Here is an 18,567-nt window from a genome sequence, read left to right on the forward strand (position 1 = left end):
AACAGGTTGGTTTTTTAACAGTGTATTAACGCGGAGTGATATAATGAATATCAAAACAATCGGCGTCGTAGGCGCAGGACAAATGGGGAACGGCATCGCACAAGTGGCGGCCAATTTTGGTTTTAACGTCATCATGTTGGATGTTAGTGGTGCGGCTCTTGAAAAAGGGATCGCAACTATCTCTGGAAGCTGTGATCGTATCATCAAAAAAGGTGGTATGAGCGAAGCCGATAAAGCAGCCTTGCTTGGTCGAATTAAAACAGCGCAAGAGACAGCTGCTTTGAAAGATTGCGATATCGTGATTGAAGCGGCCACTGAAAACATCGATCTTAAATTGAAAATCTTTAAAGACCTTGATGCGAACGTGAAGCCGGAAGCTCTTTTAGTGTCAAACACGTCTTCAATCTCGATCACAAAAATCGCGGGCGTCACAAAACGTCCAACAAAAGTAGCGGGAATGCATTTTATGAATCCTGTTCCTTTGATGAAGTTGGTTGAAGGCATTCGCGGTTTGCAAACTTCGGACGAAACTTTTGCTGCGGTAAAAGCTTTGGCTGAGAAAATGGATAAAGTTTTCGTTGAGTCTGTGAAAGACATGCCGGGCTTTATCGTAAATCGCATCTTGATGCCGATGATTAACGAAGCTGTTTACACTCTTCATGAAGGTATTGCTTCGGTTGAGTCTATCGACAGCGCGATGAAATTGGGAACGAACCAACCCATGGGTCCTTTGACTTTGGCAGACTTCATCGGTTTGGACACATGCCTTGCGATCATGAATGTGCTTCATGATGGTTTGGGTGACTCTAAGTACCGTCCATGTCCACTTCTTGTGAAATACGTAGAAGCGGGATGGTTGGGACGTAAAACAGGTCGTGGTTTCTACGACTATGCAGCGAAGTAGGTGAATCTAAATGGCGAGTTTTAATTATAAAACAATTCTTTTTGAACAAATGGCCCACGGAGTTTGGGTTCTGACTGTGAATCGCCCGGAATCTCTGAATGCCTTGAATTCAACAGTGTTGAATGAAATGGGCGAGGCACTTCGTCAAATCGGTGAGATGTCTTACGAAGATGCGCGCGCTTTGGTGATCACAGGTGCTGGTGAGAAAGCTTTCGTCGCCGGTGCTGATATCAAAGAAATCCATGAGCTGGATGAAGAAAAAGCGATGATTTTCGCACAACGTGGTCAAAGCATTTTCCACGAACTCACTTTGCTTAAAATTCCAGTCATTGCAGCCGTGAACGGTTTTGCATTGGGTGGCGGTTGTGAGTTGGCGTTGGGTTGCGATTTTATTTACGCGGCTGAAAATGCAAAATTCGGTTTGCCAGAAGTGAGTCTTGGATTGATTCCGGGCTTTGGCGGAACTGTGCGCATGGCGCGCGCTATCGGTCAACGTCGCGCTCGCGAACTTACATACACAGGCAACATGGTGACAGCTCAAGAAGCGCAAACAATGGGTCTTGTGAATAAAGTTTTCCCTGCTGCAGAATTGATGACAGCAGTGATGAAAACTGTAGAGGCTATCCTTGCTAAAGCTCCGATTGCTGTAGGTTCTGCAAAGATCTCTATCAATCAAGCTTGGGATATGGATATTGATCAGGCTCAGAAAAATGAAGCTAAAATCTTCGCAGAACTTTTCAATTCAGAAGATGTAAAAGAAGGCACTAGTGCTTTCATTGAAAAACGTAAGGCTAACTTTAAAGGTCTCTAGGTAAATATGGCTTACACTCTTAAAAATCCGATTCGTATCGTCACTGCTGCTGCTCTGTTTGACGGACACGACGCAAGTATCAATATCATGCGCCGTATTCTTCAAGACATGGGGGCTGAAGTGATTCACTTGGGTCACAACCGCTCTGTGAGTGATGTTGTGAAAGCCGTCTTGCAAGAGGGTGCTCAAGGCGTTTGCATCAGCTCCTATCAAGGGGGCCACATGGAGTACTTCAAATACATGAAGGATCTTCTGGATGAGGCCGGTGCGGGATACGTGCGGATTTTTGGTGGTGGTGGTGGTGTGATCGTCCACGAAGAAAAGCAAGAGCTTGAAGCTTACGGAATCGCACAGATTTTCCATCCCGATGATGGTCGTAAGATGGGTCTTGAAGGCATGATCGAAATGGTCATCCGTGGTTGTGATTTTGATATTCTTGAAAAACAAAAAGAGTACAAAACAAAAAAGAATATCTTTGCCGGCGACACCATTCCTTCGGTGGAATTGGGCGTTGCTCTAACGGCTATCGAAAACGGTCACAAAGATTTTTCTCTGAGCAATTTCGGTCTTGAAGGTTTCAAAGCCAGAACCGCGAATCCTATGGTTCTGGGTATCACAGGAACGGGTGGAGCTGGTAAGTCGTCTTTGATCGACGAACTTGTGCAAAGATACCTCAATGCGTATCCGAATAAAAAAATCGCGGTCGTCTGCGTAGACCCATCAAAACGTAAAACAGGCGGCTCACTTTTGGGTGACCGTATTCGTATGAACTCTTTGTCACGCAATCGCGTGTACATGAGATCTGTGGCTTCTCGTGGTTCAGGCCGTGAGATCGCATCTTCTTTGCCAGAGATCCTTAAATTCATCCGTCAGTTGGATTTTGATTTTATCATCGCAGAGACTTCCGGGATCGGTCAGGGCAATATGGCGATCACGGAGGTCAGTGATCTTTCCATGTACGTCATGACATCGGATTTCGGTGCGCAATCACAGCTTGAAAAGATCGATATGATCGACTTCGCGGATTTGATTGCCGTGAATAAAGCCGATCGTCGTGGAGCACTCGATGCGCTTCGTGACGTGACTAAGCAATACAAGCGCTCTCGCAAGATCTTTGATGAAAAGGTCGAGGTTCCTGTGTTCTTAACTCAGGCATCGCAGTTTAACGATGGCGGCGTAAATAAGTTGTTCTTTAAAATGGCAGATCTTTTGGAGTCTCATCAAAAGGGTCTTTGGGGCATTGATGCGAAATACAAAGCCAATATTCTTTCTGCCGAAGAACATGTGATCATTCCCGCAGATCGTCAAAACTATCTGGCTGAGATCGTCACAACGGTTCATAAATATAAAAAACGCACAGAAGTGTTGGCGGAAAAAGCGTCTCAGCTGGGTGGACTTAAAAAAGTAGCCCCACTTTTGGGAGCAAATCCAGACACTGTTAAAAAAGTGGAAGCGGAACTTAGCGCTGACTTCACTCAAGATGAAATCGATCAGCTTCAAAATTTTGATAAGTTGATTGAAACATATTCTGGTGATCAATTGATTTTTAAAGTCCGTGACAAAGAAATCCGCCAAGACTTGGTTCGTGAGTCTTTGTCAGGCACAAAAATCCGCAGAGTTGTCGTTCCTAAGTTTAAAGACTGGGGCGACAGATTTAAATATTTGAAACTTGAAAACGTGCCGGGAGAATTCCCATACACGGGCGGTGTGTTCCAGTTAAAACGCGCCGATGAAGATCCGAAGCGCATGTTCGCAGGTGAAGGAACTCCTGAAAGAACCAACCGTCGTTTCCACTACCTGACGAAGGGTGAAACGGCTCATCGCCTTTCTACCGCATTCGACTCCGTGACTTTGTATGGTCAAGATCCAGATCAGCGTCCGGATATCTTCGGCAAGGTCGGGGAGTCCGGCGTTAGCATTTGTACTTTGAATGATATGAAAAAGCTCTATGCGGGCTTTGATCTTATCAATCCAAATACGTCAGTCAGTATGACGATCAATGGTCCTGCACCAATGATCTTGGCTTTCTATTTCAACACGGCGATTGATCAGCAAGTTGAAAAGAAAGAAGCGGAGCTGGGTCGCAAACTCTCTCAACAAGAGTGGGCAGATGTTGCGAACTGGACATTGCAACAAGTGCGTGGAACAGTTCAAGCGGACATCTTAAAAGAAGACCAAGGTCAGAACACTTGTATTTTCTCTATCAACTTCGCTTTGAAAATGATGGGCGATATTCAAGAGTTCTTTGTGAATAGCAAAATCAGAAACTTCTATTCAGTCAGTATTTCTGGCTACCATATTGCGGAAGCCGGTGCGAATCCGATTTCTCAGTTGGCATTTACATTGTCGAATGGTTTCACATTTGTTGAATACTATTTGGCTCGTGGATTGAAAGTGGACGATTTTGCTCCGAATCTGTCTTTCTTCTTCAGTAACGGTCTAGATCCTGAGTACGCTGTTCTAGGACGTGTAGCTCGTCGTATTTGGGCTGTGGCGATGCGTGACCTTTACAAAGGAAACGATCGTTCCCAAAAATTGAAATACCATATTCAGACATCAGGTCGTTCATTGCATGCGCAAGAGATCGACTTTAACGACATCCGTACAACTTTGCAGGCATTGATCGCACTTTATGATAACTGCAACAGCTTGCATACGAATGCGTATGATGAGGCGATCACGACTCCGACAGAGGAATCTGTCCGTCGTGCTATGGCGATTCAGTTGATCATCAATCGTGAATTCGGAATGACGAAAAATGAAAACCCAACTCAAGGCGCTTACTTTATTGAAGAGCTGACGGATTTGGTTGAGGAAGCTGTTCTTAACGAATTTAAAAAGATCAACGAACGCGGTGGTGTTTTGGGTGCCATGGAAACTCAATACCAACGTTCTAAAATTCAAGAAGAGTCTTTGTACTATGAAAGACTTAAACACGATGGAACATTGCCAATCATCGGTGTAAATACTTTCATTGATCCTAAGACAATGGCGGCCGACTACGTTCCACCGAAGATCGAGCTGGCTCGTGCTTCTTATGAAGAAAAGAATGCGCAGCTTGATAACGTCCACAAGTACCAAAAAGATCATCAAACCGATACAGAGCGTGAACTTCAAAACTTGAAGAACACAGTTCTTAATGGTGGAAATATCTTTGCGGCTTTAATGACAGCAGCAAGACATTGCAGCTTGTATCAAATGACTCAGGCCCTGTACGAAGTGGGCGGTCAGTACCGTCGAAATCTGTAGTAGACTTTTATAATGTAAATCTAATGTTTTAGAAACCGACAAATCTTTAGACAGCCCTCTCAGAATGATCGTTTCAGAGAGGGTTTTTTTTATTTTTTTGATCTTAGAGAGTACAGTAAACCCAAGATCTCACCAGGAGGGTGTATGAAGAACTTGGTCAGAAAGATGTCAGTTTTCACAGCGGCTTCATTAATAGCTGCTTGTGGACAGCAGGGAGGGTTGGGTGGTCTCTCTGCTGAAAATTCGAGTCTGGGAGTGGATTCTCAAAAAGAGGCTGTGGTTAGCTTCAAGCTGACGGATGCTCCCAATAAGGAGTTGAAATCCGTCATTGTGAATATCGACCATATGGAGGTCGTGGTTGCGGGGCGCGGTAAAGCGGGACGTCTAATGCTTGCAAAAGATTTAGGTCCTGTAGATTTACTGAAGCTACAAAACGGAGTGACCCTTCCATTGCAAGATGTGGTAGCCCCGGCGGGAATTCAGATTCAACAAATTCGTCTGGTTCTTAAAGAAGAAGGACATTACGCAGTTAAAGGAGATGACTCGGTTTGTGATCTAAAAACTCCGAGTGCTCAGAAAACCGGTGTTAAGATTATTCTCACGAATAAAGTCGAGTTCGAAGCAGGTCATCAATATAGCATCGTTGTTGATTTCGACGCATTAAAGTCCGTGGTGATTCAAGGCAATGGTGGATGTCTTTTAAAACCAGTTCTTAAATTGAAATCAGCTTACAAATCGCCAATTGAGAATCCAGATTCTGGTTCTGAAAACCCAGGTTCAGGATCTGAAAATGGTGGTGGAGAAGTTGTTACTAATCCAGATCCCGGTTCTGAAAGTGGTGGTTCAGAAGAGGGTGGCGGGGAAGTCGTTACCAATCCAGACTCCGGTTCTGAGAGTGGTGGAGAAGTTGTTACGAACCCAGATCCCGGTTCAGAAAGTGGTGGTTCTGAAGAAGGTGGCGGTGAGGTTGTGACGAATCCGGACTCAGGTTCTGAGAGTGGTGGAGAGGTTGTAACCAACCCAGACTCTGGTTCTGAAAGCGGCGGTGAGGAACTCGTGACTAATCCTGATCAGAATGATTCTTCAAATGACGGTTGGGACTATACGCCAGTTATTGATGGACAGTATCCTGTAATTACTCAGGAAGAACTTCGTCAAATGTAATTGAAATAAAAAAAGCGTCCGAGATATCTGGACGCCCTTTAAGAGAAGAAGCGAGGCTTAAGAGTCTCGCTTCTTTTTTTTTGATATTAGAACGTTTTGCTAACGATGAACTGAACTTTTTGACCACCCAAGTACTGAGCACTTGTACGGTTCACTACTAAATCCATGTACAACTTCACATTGGCAGCAGGATTAAGTCCAATTGCTTTTAAAGCAATACCAAGTTCGTCACCCGCGCGAGCAATGCTGTCGCGAGTGAATGATTTTTCGCCCAACCATTCAATCTTACCGTTAGAAAGTTTTTTCCAAACAACTAATTTGTAAGTCGATTGGATTTCTTCCATCGCCGGAGTTTGATCGCGAATCACAACCACGCGCTCAGCACCTTGACCTTCGATAGAGATCAATTGAACTTGATCTTTATTCTTAAGGTTTTGGATCTCATCCTGATCCAGCTCTTTTTTCTCGTAAGAGATTGTTTGATCAAAACTCAAAGCTCCACCTGCTACGTTTACGCCATGACGTTCAACGTGCAATAGAACAGTGTATTTACCTTCACGAGCCAGACCCGGAGTCGCAATTTCAAAGACCTTCGCTTCAGTGCCTTGAAGACGCTCTTCAAGAACAACGGCTTGGCTTTGTTGATCGCGGATTTCCAAAGTATACGCGGAAACCAAACGAGCCGAAGCCACTGTTTCTTTGAAAGAAACTTTACCTTGTCCTTTGTTGAAGCTTAATTTCAGACCTTGAACTGTCGCTGTTCCAGCGTTTTGTTCGCTCCATTTAGGTACAAGTTTAAGAACGAAGACCTTCTCGCGGCCATCCATGCGAGTTTGTTCGATAGCGTAACCGAAAACATCTGAATTTACAGAGATGTTAACGATCGGTGCGCTTTCGCTGCCACGCAAAGTGACTTGGATGCGTTCCACTTCACCGGCAAGCAAAACAGCTTCGGCTGGGAAGATTACCGCGACAGGTTGAGTGAATTGGTGATCGAAGACATCACGGTACTTAGTTACGCAGCAACGTGTTTCTTCACGGTATTTAGTCACTGTGCGAGTACGAGCTTCTTGGCGGTACTTCGTTACAGTGCGAGTGCGTTGTTCTTGTCTGTAGCGAATCTCGTCGCGGTATTTAGTCACAGTGCGAGTTTTACGAACTCTGTCGTATCCGCATTCGCGATCTGTGTAAGGAACCTGACGGCATTGCGGAACATCACGGCAGTCACGAGGACCTTCATCGCGGCATTCGTTGCGAGTTTTACAGATACGTTCACCACGAGCATTTGTTCCGCACTCTGTGATCGGTTGGCAAACGCGACCACCCGGAGCACACACGCGTTCGTTATGACATTCTTGACGATATTTTGTTACGTTATGACAAACGTATTCATTGTCCCAATATTCTTCATAGTCTGTGTAGGCGACACGTTCTGTGTAAGGAACGTTTTCGTAGTAGGTCTCGGTCGTTTGATAAGGAACATCTACATAGTATGTTTCTTCGGCCTGATACGGAACTTGTTCGGTGTACTCAGCTTGATAAGGCTCTTGTCTGTAAACATTTAGAGACATCTCGGTGCGAACTGTTGTGCCGCTAGAAAGTTCTCTTTTAATAATGTCTTGTGTTTTCTCTTGCGGAGCGGCGAACGAGGTCGCTCCCAAAAGAAGAGTCAAAATGACTCCGAATAGTGGTTTTGCGTGCATGATTCCTCCTCCAAATTTGGACAAGGGTACTTTTTGCAAGGCCCGAGCCAAAAAATGTCGGTGGGAAAAAGACACCGAGGACACGTTTGCTTACAACAGTTCAATGATCTTTTCTGCGATTCGAATCCCATCACAAGCTGCGGAAGTGATCCCTCCGGCGTAACCAGCGCCTTCTCCGGCAGGATAAAGTCCTGCGTGAGAAATACTTTGCAGACTTTCATTGTCGCGAGTCACACGAACAGGGCAGCTTGTTCTGGATTCGATCCCATATACTTGCGCCTCTTCGGTCAGAAAACCTTTCATGCTGCCCTGAAATTTTTCAAAGCCTTCACGAAGCCGATCGCGCATGTCTTTGGGAAGAATGTCATCCAGGCGAACTGACAAAGCTCCTGAGGGGGAAGATCCCGCGCGCAAAGGGCGTTCGCCTTTTTTCGTCGAAGTCCCGTAAAGGAAGTCCATCAAGTTCTGCGCAGGCAGCTCGCGAGTTCCGCCTTTTTCAAGAACAGAATTGTACATTCGAGTTTCAAGTTCACGACGAAGTTTCATGCCGCCAAAGACATCTTTGCCAAAGTTCTTTTCATGATCAATGCTGACCACGATGGCAGCATTAGCATAAGGGGAGTTGCGGTTGTAGTTACTCATCCCATTGCAGACGATGCCATCACCTTCAGTTCCTGAAGAAAGAACATAACCGCCTGGGCACATACAGAAGGAATAAACCCCAATGCCCGTGTTGTCATTGTGATGAGCAAGTTTGTAGTTGGCAGCCCCTAACTTGGGATGTTCCGAAAACTGACGATATTGAATCTTATTGATGGCAGCCTGAGAGTGTTCCACGCGAAGACCCATGGCAAAGGACTTTCCATCCAAATGAACACCGGCATCGCGCAGATGGTTGATCATATCTTCCGCAGAGTGCCCAGTAGCTAAAATCACATGGGGAGACTTAAACTCAGTTCCATGTTCTGTACGCACGCCGACAACTTGCTTGCCCTCAAAAAGAACTTCGGTGACTTGCGTGTTAAAATGAATTTCACAGCCATTGGCCTTAAGGAACTCCCGCATCTTCGGAATCACGCGACGAATGCGGTCAGAGCCCACGTGAGGATTTGAAAGCCACTGAATTTCTTCTGGGGCACCAAATTTCACCAGGCGATTCATCACGTAAGGAATGTGCGGAGACTTAATACGTGTAATTAGTTTTCCATCAGAGTAAAGACCGGCTCCACCCTCTCCGAAGCAAACATTGTTGCGAGGATCGAGCTTGCCATAGCGCCAGTATTGATTGATACCTTTAATGCGCTCGCCGCTGTCAGAGCCGCGTTCAAAAAGAATACATGGAACTCCACGTTCCACAAAACGAAGAGCGGCAAAAAGACCCGCAGGGCCCGTACCAACAATCAAAGGTTTTTCTTTAGGAGTAGAAATCTTCTCGAGATCGAACTGAGGGATATTAAGAGTCTCACCCTTATCTGCGACCTCGATAGAGTAAACAAAATGGGGAGAGTGAGAACGGCGAGCATCAACGCTTTGGCGCAGAATACGATACGGTCCATGATCGGGGACCAGCCATTGCAACTTTTCTTCTAAATCTTGATCAATAGGAATTTCGACATTCTGAAGTATCTTAGCCATATATCCTTCCAGGGCACTTGTTAAGGGCCAATGGGTTTAAAAGGGAAGGCCCATAATACCTCATTGCTCTTATGGTGACAAAGGGGTGTGGCTCAGATATAAAGATTTCTATGTCAGCTATTACAAGAATTCTTCCTAAACGTCGTTTAAGCCGCTGGGTCGGTTACTTCATGCATTGGAAAGGCCCTTCGTTGTGGGCTAAACTCTCTATTAGAGGCTTTGCGTGGCTCTATAACATCAATTTGGACGAGGCAGAGAAGCCTTATACCGCGTACCCTTCTATCGGTGAGTTCTTCGTGCGCAGACTGAAGGCGGGCATTCGTCCTGTGGCGAGTTCTTGGGCAGTTCATCCTGCCGACAGCCGTATTACTCAAGCAGCTCCTATTGATAATGGAACTTTGATCCAAGCTAAGGGTCTTTCGTATCGTCTGGATGAATTCACTCAAGATCCAGAATGCCAAAAGAAATGGGCTGGCGGATATTTCCTGACATACTATCTTTGCCCGACAGACTACCACCGTGTGCATTCTCCTGTAGATGGTGCCATCACAAATGTGCGCTATATGCCAGGGGAGTTGTGGCCCGTAAACGAGTGGAGCACAACGAACGTAAAAAATCTTTTCTCTGTAAATGAGCGTGTGCTAGTGGAGATTGAGACGGATTTAGGACCTGTGGCCGCCGTATTTGTCGGTGCGACAAACGTGGGTCATATTTGTTTGAGCTTTGATGAAACTATCAAAGGAAATCAAAAAGGCCCGCATATTTTCCAACATAAAAACTACAGCCCAGAAATTCCAACGCACAAAGGTTCTGAGCTTGGAATGTTCCGCATGGGTTCTACTGTTGTAATGATTTATCCTCCAAGTTTCCGTCAGAAGTTTGAAGGACATTTGGATCTGGGGCCTACTGTGAGAGTCAACGCCGCTCTGATTAAATAACTAAGGACAGGGCTGAAAAAGCCGACACTTCCGAGGAGATTGATTTAAGATCTCTTCGTCTGTCATCAGACGATTCCGATTACGTATATGGTAATCCACCGTATTGTCTAAAGTTCCTCTGCGATAAGCGAAAAAATATTTTGTACTGGTAGGATAAGAGCGAACGTCCCACACCAAACTTTGAAATGGTGTTTTGGGATCTTTTTCCGTCCACATGTGCGGTGGAAAATTCTTTTTGTCTTTAATGACGTTGCCAACCCAGTTGTACATTAGTTCTGGGTCCCAAAATTCGAGCGGGATGTGTTTTTCATTCGGCGAAGACCAGGTTCGATCTTTCCCTCGAAGATATCCAAAAAAGCCAATGCGTGCACTGTGAGTTTGCGAACTTAAAAGCTCAAGAGGAATTAAAAGCGTTCTTCGCCAGTGTTTGTCTATGGACTCAGGAAATAAATCCAAGATTTGCAGAAAACTCACGGCATAAGCAGCACATCCTGCGCCTTGCCCGTAGTGCGCAGTTGAGCGAAGGCCCCCATAAATTTTATCCAGATGAAGCTCTTCATAAAGTTTAATATATCTTTGCACGCGAGCACATTGATCGTCGTTCAGAATTAGTTTCAAACTTCGCACATAGCCCTTGGCTTTGAGAGTTGGGAGCCAGCGCAGTATCTGTTCTTCGGTGTAATGGCGTCCCGGAACGTTGATCATCAGGGTGTCTAAGGCGACACCTTTACCAAGAAAATCCCAAACATAGGAGGGATCCGATTTCGTTGCCGTCATCCCACGATAAATCGACGGCTCATTGCCGCACTGAAGCCGGACATTGACGTGAGAGATGGAGTGGGGATAGCGATATCCGTCCACCCGCATGCGCATATTTTTTAGGGTGCTGTGAATAAGATTTCCCGGAGTACTCCAATTGAGTGGTTTGGGAGCGCGATAGAAAATCAGCTCAAGTTCATTGGCGAAAGCTTTTGAACTTGAAACTGCTATGCATAGACTGACCACGAAGGCCAAAAGCTTCATAAGAATTTACATCCTTCTGTTGGAATTGAGAGTAATCTAACTTTTATTTGGCAATATAGCCGTTCAGGAAAATAACAAGATTTGATTGCGAAGATGTCACTTTAGCCTGGTGTCATTTGGTTTGGCTTGGCATTTGAAGGGGAAAACTTAGGAAGTGCCTTTATGCTTATGGGAGCAGAAATGAAGAGCAAGTACCCTTATAAAAATTGGATCTTGGTGTTTCTCACCTCATCGATTCTATCGTCGCACTCCCTGGCGGCGAATTGGGTCGATCTTGCCCGCCAAGCGCAGTTGACGAATGCCCAGGGCGATATGACCCCTGTCAGCGAAGTGATGGATATTCAAATGGTCACAGCGTTCCAGTTGGTTACAGAACTTATGTCTTCATTTGCTCAAGTCCAAAACTTTCAATTTCAACAGCAATTGCAAACTCAGCCCGTTTCTGCTGAAAAACTTTTGGAAAGTCCGATCCTGCTTTATCGCCACAGAAATCTTCCAAACGTCAGTCAAAAAACCTATCTTCATTTTGATTTAATGATGACTTCGGTTTTAGGAATTCTTTCTCGTGTTGAGTTTCCTGAACCTTTTCCTTCTGAAAATAAAATTAAAATCCGCGTGGAGAATGCTTTACGTAAAATTCACATGAGTGAACTTTTACCAACGGCCCAAAAGTTAGCACAGCAACCCAATGCCAGCGAGTCAGCAAAACAAGGATATGCTTTTTTGCTCAATCTAAAATCGCAGAGCGACCGTGATCGTGCTCAAAACTACGGCCTGCCTCATCCAGAACTTAATCGTGCGGATCGACATGCTCTATCTGCTTTTTTAGGTGGGGCTCTATGGCGATTCCGCGGTGCCGGTGGCTACGACAATCTTGGAACAAACGACCGTCGGGATATTTTTGTCGGCTCTGGTTTTACCGCGATTGCGACTTTGAATGGAGCCAATGCTGAAGAAGCCAGTGCGATTGGAACCGCTTTGAAGTGGGGAGTGAAGCTCGTGAGTTGGGGTGAGTATCATGACATGGGACGATTGCCTGGAAAAAATAAATACTCTGATTTTAAAGCCATGGAAAAAATCGGAAGAGACGTCACATCGCGAGTGAAAGATGTGTTGATCCAAAACGGCTTTCCCAATTCGGCTCTTATTTCGGCAGCGGGATCTTCTTTCGCAAGTTGCTATTATTCGTCTTGGGAGCGAGTTTCGCCGCAATTGCGAGTAGGGGCGGATTTAACACCCCCATTTATGTTTATTTTCGCAGCTCCAACGAACTTTGGTGAGTTTTGTTCTGGAGCAAGTCTGGGCCTTGCCTTGAGTGAAAGTCTTTTAGGACGCGACTAAGCGGGATACGTACATTCCGTCAGGGGAGTTTCTGCAATAGTCACTTTGGTCAGCATCGGAAGGGCTGGTAGAGCACGATCATAGATCCATTTTGCCAAAAGTTCTGAGGTCGGATTTTCAAGACCTTCTACTTCATTTAAAACACGGTGATCAATTTTTTCAAGCAAAGGCTTCATCTTTGCTTGAATATCATTGTAATCGATAACCCAGCCGATTTTAGGGTCCAATGTCCCCACCAGAGTCAGGACAATCTTAAAACTATGCCCATGCATGCGGGAGCAAGGGTGAGAAGAGGGCAAATGGGGCAAGAAACGGGCGGATTCAATTTGAAAATGCTGCTTCAGTTCGAATTTCATGCTAATGATATAACCACTTTGAGGTAACTATGTCCACGACCACATTGCATTTAGCAAAGCAGAATTTCAAATTTTCAGCCGCTCATTTTCTGATTTTTGATGAAAAGCATGCCGAGCGCCTTCACGGACATAATTATCAGGTCCGCGTAGACATTAAAACCCCCGCTGAAGATGAACTTCACGCAGACGGGTACTTCCTCGATTTCAACGTTTTTAAAAAGTATATCAAAGCTCGCTTAGATCAATGGGACGAGATCGTCCTCTTGCCAGAGAAACACGCCGATATGAAATTCAAAAAGACGGCAAAATCCTTGGAAGTCACTTTCCGAGATCGGTTTTATGTTTTTCCAGTAAATGAAGTGATTCTGTTGCCGGTAACTAACACCAGCGTTGAACAGCTTTCAAGACTCTTGGCGGAAGACTTTTACAAAGAATTTAAACAGTACGGCGTTCAGCGCGTAAAAGTTTATGTGGAGGAAACCCGCGGTCAGGGGGCTTCCTCCGTAGTTCCTTCAATTAGAAGTTAAAACGAGCTGCTACAGACAACTGGATGACATCGTATTTGTCGGCTTCGCTATGAGAGAAGTCATAGTCTAAGCGTGGAAGCAATGCCCAAGTTCCGAATGGAATAGCTGAGTAGAATGAAACTCCCAATGTGTTGTGTGCTTTTGTAAGCTCATCGCCATCACTGTCTTTAGTGGCAGCGTGATTGAAGTAGTTAAGTGCTCCACCCAATACAACATCAGTTACTTTCGTTTCGTAGAATGCAGAAAGACCCAAAGTGTTTCCGTCTTTAGTTTTTGCATCTGTACCAAAAGCTTCGATTTCGGTTGTGCGTTCTAGAAGAATTGCATAGTTCAAGCGACCACCAACAACGCCGCCAGCTGCTTCGGTGTCCATTCCGATGTAAGGAGTGAATGAGAAACCACCGGTTGCCGAAGTCATGTCGCCGTTAGTTTTAACTTTTGCTTTTTCAATGCTCAAACCTACATCAAGACCGTAACGAAGATTTGAAGAACCCATATTAGAAGTCCCTTTTAACACCACGTGAGGATCTTCAAGGCCGCTGACTTTTGTTTTTGGAGTCTTGTCATTCTCATAAGAAGAGAAAAGCAAAGATCCTTCGATCGCAAACATCTCATTGATGCCGTATTCGTAAGAGACACCCGTTTTATACAAACCAGTGTACTTCGTTTCTGAAGTAGCGCCCTTAGCTTTGGTCGCTGTAGAAATGTATCCAAGACGAGGTGTTAAATCACTTTGTCCCGCTTTAGATTGGAAGAAAAACTCACTCTCAACGGCGTGAGCATTGATAGATGCAAGCACGATAGCTGCTGCAAATACTTTAGAAAACATGAAGAGACTCCTTTAATGTAAACTCTAATGAGTTTTCACATCAAAGTTCTCTTCTGCAAAACTGTCAATTCACAACGCATGGACACTAGGGTTTCAGAGTTCCCGAAGAGACCTCTGAGGAGCTTAACTCCTTGATAATGCGGTAGCGCCAGAAACAGATTCGGCCCCCTTCATTGAGCTTCATCATCAGACGTTCTTCGGTAAGATCAGGACTGCCATCGCAATCAATATGGGCAAAGTCAGCAAAGGCATCGACGCGATTGACAGACCAAGAATACGGAGATTTGTCGCGAGAGAAGAAGGCGCGATTAAAGCCGCCATTTCCCAGCTCAATACCTGCGACAATAATTTTCTCCAAAGAAGGATTTCTAATTTGCTCGCGGGCTGTAGCGATTTGTGTCGCATCATCTAACGCAATCACAAAGGCTTCTTCAGGACGGGCATCTTTTGTGGAAACTAAGAAATATGTTTTATCCGTGCTTGCAGGAAGGCGGACTGGAACCATCGCCACAGCTGGACTTAATTTTTCAACACCAAAAGAATCATAGAACAACAGCGAGTGAAGGCGCTCTTGTCCTACGACCTCAACACGCGAAGCACTTTCAGGCAAAGTCCATTTGAAAGATTCCGTATCATAATAGTTCTTAAGTAAAACTTCCTTTTCTCCAATCACTGTGCCTACTTTATTGAGGGCTTTAAGCTTTACAGTGTTGGACTTCAAGAAAAGGTTTAACAAATGAACCTTCACTGATTTCACTGAAGAAGGAAGCCAGTGACTCACTTGAGAAGAAGTTAAGTCACTTAAAGGAATGCTGAGGTTTTCTTCGCAACGGGCTGTGATCTGAAGGGAATTTTTCGTCCAGGATTTAACGGAGAAAGCCATCTTTGAAGGAAGAAATCGAGTGCCACGGATTTTGATTTGAGATTTTGCATCGAGATCATGATGAAGTTCTTGAAGTTCTCCATCAAAGCGCACCTGGGTCCACAGCCTTTGTGGTTCTGATGTCTTATTGGTCACCATGATTGTTAGAGCTTCAGGTTCGCAGAAGGCCGGAGCATAAAGCACATCTGTGGCTTGCGCGGACAAGTGAGTCAGGAAGATAAGGCTGCTAATTCCAAGGGTGGTCTTAATACTTAAATCCATACAGACTTCAGATCGGTCTTGCTGGATTGAACTTAACCCTTGGTCCTAAAAACAGGACCTTCGTATGTACTTAAGAAGGCCCTGAGAGAAATTAGCGCTTAATGCACTTATAAGATTCGCTATAAAAGCCTTCAGGTCCACGATTGTATGTATTTAGATAAGCCACTTTAGAGCCTGCAAACATGTATTTGGAAATAGTTACGTCGACAGAAAAACCATCGGCACCAGCAGCAAGACTCTCTGGAAAAAAGCCGAGGATCGAGTAAGATTTTTTCTCTGGATTCTTTTTTGCGTAAGCAAAGTCGACCGTGCCTTTTTCTTTGCCGTTCAAAAGAACTTCTTTTTGATTAAGAACTTCGACAGTCAATGGTTCAAAGCTTCCGCCAGAGCAGTCATAGATATTTGCAGAGGCATTTGCCGCGGCCAAAGTGATCAATAGAGACAAGAGCGTTTTCATAAAATCTCCTAGGTTTTGTTATTTGAATGCGTTCTATTTAACACATATAGCCATAAATATTTTGTCAGGATTTCGAGGGATGAAAAAATTGCGCTTTCACAGAGGCATCCCCCGTGGGTCAGGGTGTGAAAAGTCTTCCCAAAATAAACAAGAAATTCTGGAAAAAAGGCCCTGATTATGAGGGCTTATTGGGGGTTATTCTCAGTAGGTTTTCAATTGCGCGACGGGGAGTTAAAAGGGCTTCCTTTTACTCTTACATGCCTTTAACTAGAGGCTTACCGATCCAGAGGAACTCATGAATTTACTCGATACATCTATCAAACCTGGCCACACTGTTGAAATTACGGGTTTTGCAGGGGAAGACATCTTCCGTGAACGTCTTCACGAAATGGGTTTACGTGTTGGAACAATCCTTACGATTTTAGGAAGAGCCCCTTTTGGTGGACCTCTTTTGATTCGTTTCAACACGAGTTTTCTGGCGTTGCGAAATGAGGAAGCGGCATGCGCGCAAGTCCAACAGAACTAGTTGTCGAAAATAAATCCATCGCTCTTGTCGGTGCTCCGAACTCTGGAAAAACCACGCTTTATAACTGGCTGACGGGTTCGCGTTTTAAAACGGTGAACTATCCCGGTGCGACTGTTGAGTTCTCATTGGGGCATCTGGCGTCTCACTTAGGGGAGGCGCAAGTTCAAGTGATGGACACGCCAGGAACCTACAGTCTTCATCCTAAAAGTGCGGATGAGTGGGTCACTCTTCGTGCGATCTATGACAATCCTCGTATCAAGCAAGTTGATGGTATCATCGTTGTTGTTGATGGAACGCAAATCTCTCGTCATTTGCAACTTGTGATGCAGTTAAAAGAAACTGGATTCCCCATGATCGTGGTGATCACAATGGCCGATCTTCTTCGTCGTGAAGGCATTGAGATCGACATGGATTATTTGCGCAAAACTTTGGGTTGTCCTGTTTTGCAGTTCGATGGTCTGCTTGCAGGCGGTCTTAAAGAGATCGTTGCGGAGGCTAAAAAATTAACCATCACAAAAACGCCATCACGTCCGGTGCCTTGGGGGTTTGAACTTCAAGAAAAAAAACTTAAAGAGTGTGAACAGATCGCGAAAGAAGCTCTCACTCACAAAACGGATCATGCCCAAGATCGTCTTAATAAAATCGTAGAGACCACAGAAAAATTAGATCGTGTTCTTTTGCATCCGATTTTAGGTTTTGCGTTCTTCATTCTTATCATGGGTGGGTTGTTCTCGTGCGTCTTCTGGCTGGCGACTCCATTTATGGATCTGATTGATGGCTGGTTTACTTCATTGAATGAAGTGGTTGCGGCTTGGGGGCCTGGCACACTGTGGGCGGACTTCTTGGCAAACGGTGTGGTGGCAAGCTTCTCCGCATTCTTGGTTTTCGTTCCGCAGATTTTTATTCTTTTTATGGGAATCGGAATTTTAGAGAGCACAGGGTATTTGGCGCGAGCGGCGACACTGATTGATCGTCCGTTCTCGGCTCTGGGAATGAGTGGTCGCTCCTTTGTTCCAATGCTTTCTGGTTTTGCTTGTGCGGTTCCTGCGATCATTGCGACTCGCAATATCCCTTCAAAAAAAGACCGTATGATCACGCAGTTCGTGATTCCACTTATGAGCTGTTCTGCGCGGCTTCCAGTTTATGCTTTGTTTATTGCTTTTTTGTTTCACGGGGAATCTCCGTTGAAAGCCGGTCTTGCTTTGGCCGCGCTCTATTTGGGTTCGATTGTGATCGGAGCTTTTGCCGCGGGTGTGGTGAGTAAGTTCATTCCTAAAACAGCGAATGATCCTTCATTGTTCATGATGGAACTTCCGATTTATCGTCGTCCGAAACTTCGTGTTTTGCTTCGTCAGTCATGGACTCGCACTTTATCTTACGTCAAACGCGCAGGACCTGTGATCTTTGCATTTGCTGTGATCATCTGGGCTGGAACAACTTTTCCGCACTATCAAATGGAAGATGCTCACGAAAAACTGGAGCAGAGCTACGTAGGACAATTGGGAAAAGCAATTGAACCCGTGATGCACCCCATGGGTGTTGACTGGCGTGTGGGTGTGGGGTTGATCTCTGCATTTGCGGCCCGTGAAGTCTTCGTTTCTTCTTTGGCTTTGACGTTTAATATCACTGACACCGAAGAAGATACTCAGCAGCAAGCTCTTCTTACGCAAATGAGCACGGCTGTGAATTCGGCTGGAGAAAAAATCTTTACCGTGAGTTCCGTGATAGGACTTATGGTGTTCTTCCTCATCGCTCTTCAGTGTATGTCCACAGTGGGCGTTCAGATTCGCGAGAGCGGCTCTTGGAAGTTTGCTCTAACGCAACTTGTTGCCTTCAACCTCTTTGCCTATGTTCTTGTCGTCTTGTTAGTTCAAGGCTTAAGATTCATAGGCATTCCATGAGAATATATTTTGATGTCAGCACGCTAAATCCGCAAAAAGTGACCGGGGTTGGAGTTTAT

Annotated in this window: 16 protein-coding genes; 9 read left to right on the top strand and 7 right to left on the bottom strand. The window is 45.1% G+C overall.

The features are described from left to right. Positions 1-43: 43 nt before the first annotated feature. From ACL934_RS09325 to ACL934_RS09340, 4 genes are all read left to right on the top strand, one after another. Entirely contained in the window at positions 44-904 is an 861-nt protein-coding gene (locus tag ACL934_RS09325) for a 3-hydroxybutyryl-CoA dehydrogenase (RefSeq protein ID WP_413613422.1), read from the top strand. 10 nt (positions 905-914) lie between these two features. Further along, the gene (locus tag ACL934_RS09330) at positions 915-1,715 is read left to right on the top strand and encodes an enoyl-CoA hydratase/isomerase family protein (RefSeq protein ID WP_413613423.1); all 801 of its coding nucleotides are present in this window, start codon (positions 915-917) and stop codon (positions 1,713-1,715) included. Between the two features lie 6 nt (positions 1,716-1,721). Beyond that, positions 1,722-4,964 (top strand): fused isobutyryl-CoA mutase/GTPase IcmF, encoded by a 3,243-nt coding sequence (gene icmF, locus ACL934_RS09335; RefSeq protein WP_374080241.1) that lies wholly within the window; start codon positions 1,722-1,724, stop codon positions 4,962-4,964. A gap of 144 nt (positions 4,965-5,108) precedes the next feature. Then, positions 5,109-6,128, top strand: a complete 1,020-nt coding sequence (locus ACL934_RS09340) for a DUF4382 domain-containing protein (protein WP_413613424.1) — start codon at positions 5,109-5,111, stop codon at positions 6,126-6,128. Between the two features lie 86 nt (positions 6,129-6,214). Here ACL934_RS09340 and ACL934_RS09345 read toward each other — a convergent pair whose 3' ends face one another. Further along, positions 6,215-7,831: a hypothetical protein gene (locus ACL934_RS09345; RefSeq protein WP_413613425.1), complete on the bottom strand. Its 1,617-nt coding sequence runs from the start codon at positions 7,829-7,831 to the stop codon at positions 6,215-6,217. 90 nt (positions 7,832-7,921) lie between these two features. Next, positions 7,922-9,466 carry an NAD(P)/FAD-dependent oxidoreductase gene (locus ACL934_RS09350; protein ID WP_413613426.1) on the bottom strand — a complete coding sequence of 515 codons (1,545 nt, stop codon included), beginning with the start codon at positions 9,464-9,466 and terminating at the stop codon, positions 7,922-7,924. A gap of 110 nt (positions 9,467-9,576) precedes the next feature. Here ACL934_RS09350 and asd point away from each other — a divergent pair, with 110 nt between their 5' ends. Next, positions 9,577-10,404 carry an archaetidylserine decarboxylase gene (gene asd, locus ACL934_RS09355; RefSeq protein ID WP_413613427.1) on the top strand — a complete coding sequence of 276 codons (828 nt, stop codon included), beginning with the start codon at positions 9,577-9,579 and terminating at the stop codon, positions 10,402-10,404. Here asd and ACL934_RS09360 read toward each other — a convergent pair whose 3' ends face one another. Beyond that, positions 10,405-11,427: a hypothetical protein gene (locus ACL934_RS09360; RefSeq protein ID WP_413613428.1), complete on the bottom strand. Its 1,023-nt coding sequence runs from the start codon at positions 11,425-11,427 to the stop codon at positions 10,405-10,407. Between the two features lie 180 nt (positions 11,428-11,607). Here ACL934_RS09360 and ACL934_RS09365 point away from each other — a divergent pair, with 180 nt between their 5' ends. Next, positions 11,608-12,768: a hypothetical protein gene (locus ACL934_RS09365; protein WP_413613429.1), complete on the top strand. Its 1,161-nt coding sequence runs from the start codon at positions 11,608-11,610 to the stop codon at positions 12,766-12,768. On the opposite strand, the gene queD is transcribed toward ACL934_RS09365, so the two are convergent. Then, the gene (queD, locus tag ACL934_RS09370) at positions 12,765-13,124 is read right to left on the bottom strand and encodes a 6-carboxytetrahydropterin synthase QueD (RefSeq protein WP_413613430.1); all 360 of its coding nucleotides are present in this window, start codon (positions 13,122-13,124) and stop codon (positions 12,765-12,767) included. The two genes, ACL934_RS09365 and queD, sit on opposite strands and share 4 nt — an antisense overlap. 29 nt (positions 13,125-13,153) lie before the next feature. On the opposite strand from queD, the gene ACL934_RS09375 reads away from it, so the two are divergent. Then, entirely contained in the window at positions 13,154-13,651 is a 498-nt protein-coding gene (locus ACL934_RS09375) for a 6-pyruvoyl trahydropterin synthase family protein (protein ID WP_413613431.1), read from the top strand. Here the strand turns inward: ACL934_RS09375 and ACL934_RS09380 are convergent. From ACL934_RS09380 to ACL934_RS09390, 3 genes are all read right to left on the bottom strand, one after another. Next, the gene (locus tag ACL934_RS09380; RefSeq protein ID WP_413613432.1) at positions 13,641-14,480 is read right to left on the bottom strand and encodes a hypothetical protein; all 840 of its coding nucleotides are present in this window, start codon (positions 14,478-14,480) and stop codon (positions 13,641-13,643) included. The genes ACL934_RS09375 and ACL934_RS09380 overlap by 11 nt on opposite strands. An 85-nt stretch (positions 14,481-14,565) precedes the next feature. Beyond that, on the bottom strand, positions 14,566-15,624 hold the full coding sequence (locus ACL934_RS09385) for a hypothetical protein (protein ID WP_413613433.1): 1,059 nt from the start codon (positions 15,622-15,624) through the stop codon (positions 14,566-14,568). 91 nt (positions 15,625-15,715) lie between these two features. Further along, positions 15,716-16,081: a hypothetical protein gene (locus tag ACL934_RS09390; RefSeq protein WP_413613434.1), complete on the bottom strand. Its 366-nt coding sequence runs from the start codon at positions 16,079-16,081 to the stop codon at positions 15,716-15,718. 295 nt (positions 16,082-16,376) lie between these two features. Here ACL934_RS09390 and ACL934_RS09395 point away from each other — a divergent pair, with 295 nt between their 5' ends. Then, complete coding sequence (locus tag ACL934_RS09395) at positions 16,377-16,607, top strand: FeoA family protein (RefSeq protein ID WP_413613435.1); 231 nt, start codon at positions 16,377-16,379, stop codon at positions 16,605-16,607. Beyond that, positions 16,583-18,508: a ferrous iron transporter B gene (feoB, locus tag ACL934_RS09400; protein ID WP_374080260.1), complete on the top strand. Its 1,926-nt coding sequence runs from the start codon at positions 16,583-16,585 to the stop codon at positions 18,506-18,508. The genes ACL934_RS09395 and feoB overlap by 25 nt, the downstream gene beginning before the upstream one ends. Positions 18,509-18,567 lie beyond the last annotated feature (59 nt).

The organism is Bdellovibrio sp. HCB-110 (assembly GCF_047323225.1).
Classification (GTDB): domain Bacteria; phylum Bdellovibrionota; class Bdellovibrionia; order Bdellovibrionales; family Bdellovibrionaceae; genus Bdellovibrio.

Coding starts and splice junctions, on each gene's coding strand:
- ACL934_RS09325 (WP_413613422.1), top strand. CDS start 44: ATGAATATCAAAACAATCGGCGTCGTAGGCGCAGGACAAATGGGGAAC.
- ACL934_RS09330 (WP_413613423.1), top strand. CDS start 915: ATGGCGAGTTTTAATTATAAAACAATTCTTTTTGAACAAATGGCCCAC.
- icmF (WP_374080241.1), top strand. CDS start 1,722: ATGGCTTACACTCTTAAAAATCCGATTCGTATCGTCACTGCTGCTGCT.
- ACL934_RS09340 (WP_413613424.1), top strand. CDS start 5,109: ATGAAGAACTTGGTCAGAAAGATGTCAGTTTTCACAGCGGCTTCATTA.
- ACL934_RS09345 (WP_413613425.1), bottom strand. CDS start 7,831: ATGCACGCAAAACCACTATTCGGAGTCATTTTGACTCTTCTTTTGGGA.
- ACL934_RS09350 (WP_413613426.1), bottom strand. CDS start 9,466: ATGGCTAAGATACTTCAGAATGTCGAAATTCCTATTGATCAAGATTTA.
- asd (WP_413613427.1), top strand. CDS start 9,577: ATGTCAGCTATTACAAGAATTCTTCCTAAACGTCGTTTAAGCCGCTGG.
- ACL934_RS09360 (WP_413613428.1), bottom strand. CDS start 11,427: ATGAAGCTTTTGGCCTTCGTGGTCAGTCTATGCATAGCAGTTTCAAGT.
- ACL934_RS09365 (WP_413613429.1), top strand. CDS start 11,608: ATGAAGAGCAAGTACCCTTATAAAAATTGGATCTTGGTGTTTCTCACC.
- queD (WP_413613430.1), bottom strand. CDS start 13,124: ATGAAATTCGAACTGAAGCAGCATTTTCAAATTGAATCCGCCCGTTTC.
- ACL934_RS09375 (WP_413613431.1), top strand. CDS start 13,154: ATGTCCACGACCACATTGCATTTAGCAAAGCAGAATTTCAAATTTTCA.
- ACL934_RS09380 (WP_413613432.1), bottom strand. CDS start 14,480: ATGTTTTCTAAAGTATTTGCAGCAGCTATCGTGCTTGCATCTATCAAT.
- ACL934_RS09385 (WP_413613433.1), bottom strand. CDS start 15,624: ATGGATTTAAGTATTAAGACCACCCTTGGAATTAGCAGCCTTATCTTC.
- ACL934_RS09390 (WP_413613434.1), bottom strand. CDS start 16,081: ATGAAAACGCTCTTGTCTCTATTGATCACTTTGGCCGCGGCAAATGCC.
- ACL934_RS09395 (WP_413613435.1), top strand. CDS start 16,377: ATGAATTTACTCGATACATCTATCAAACCTGGCCACACTGTTGAAATT.
- feoB (WP_374080260.1), top strand. CDS start 16,583: ATGCGCGCAAGTCCAACAGAACTAGTTGTCGAAAATAAATCCATCGCT.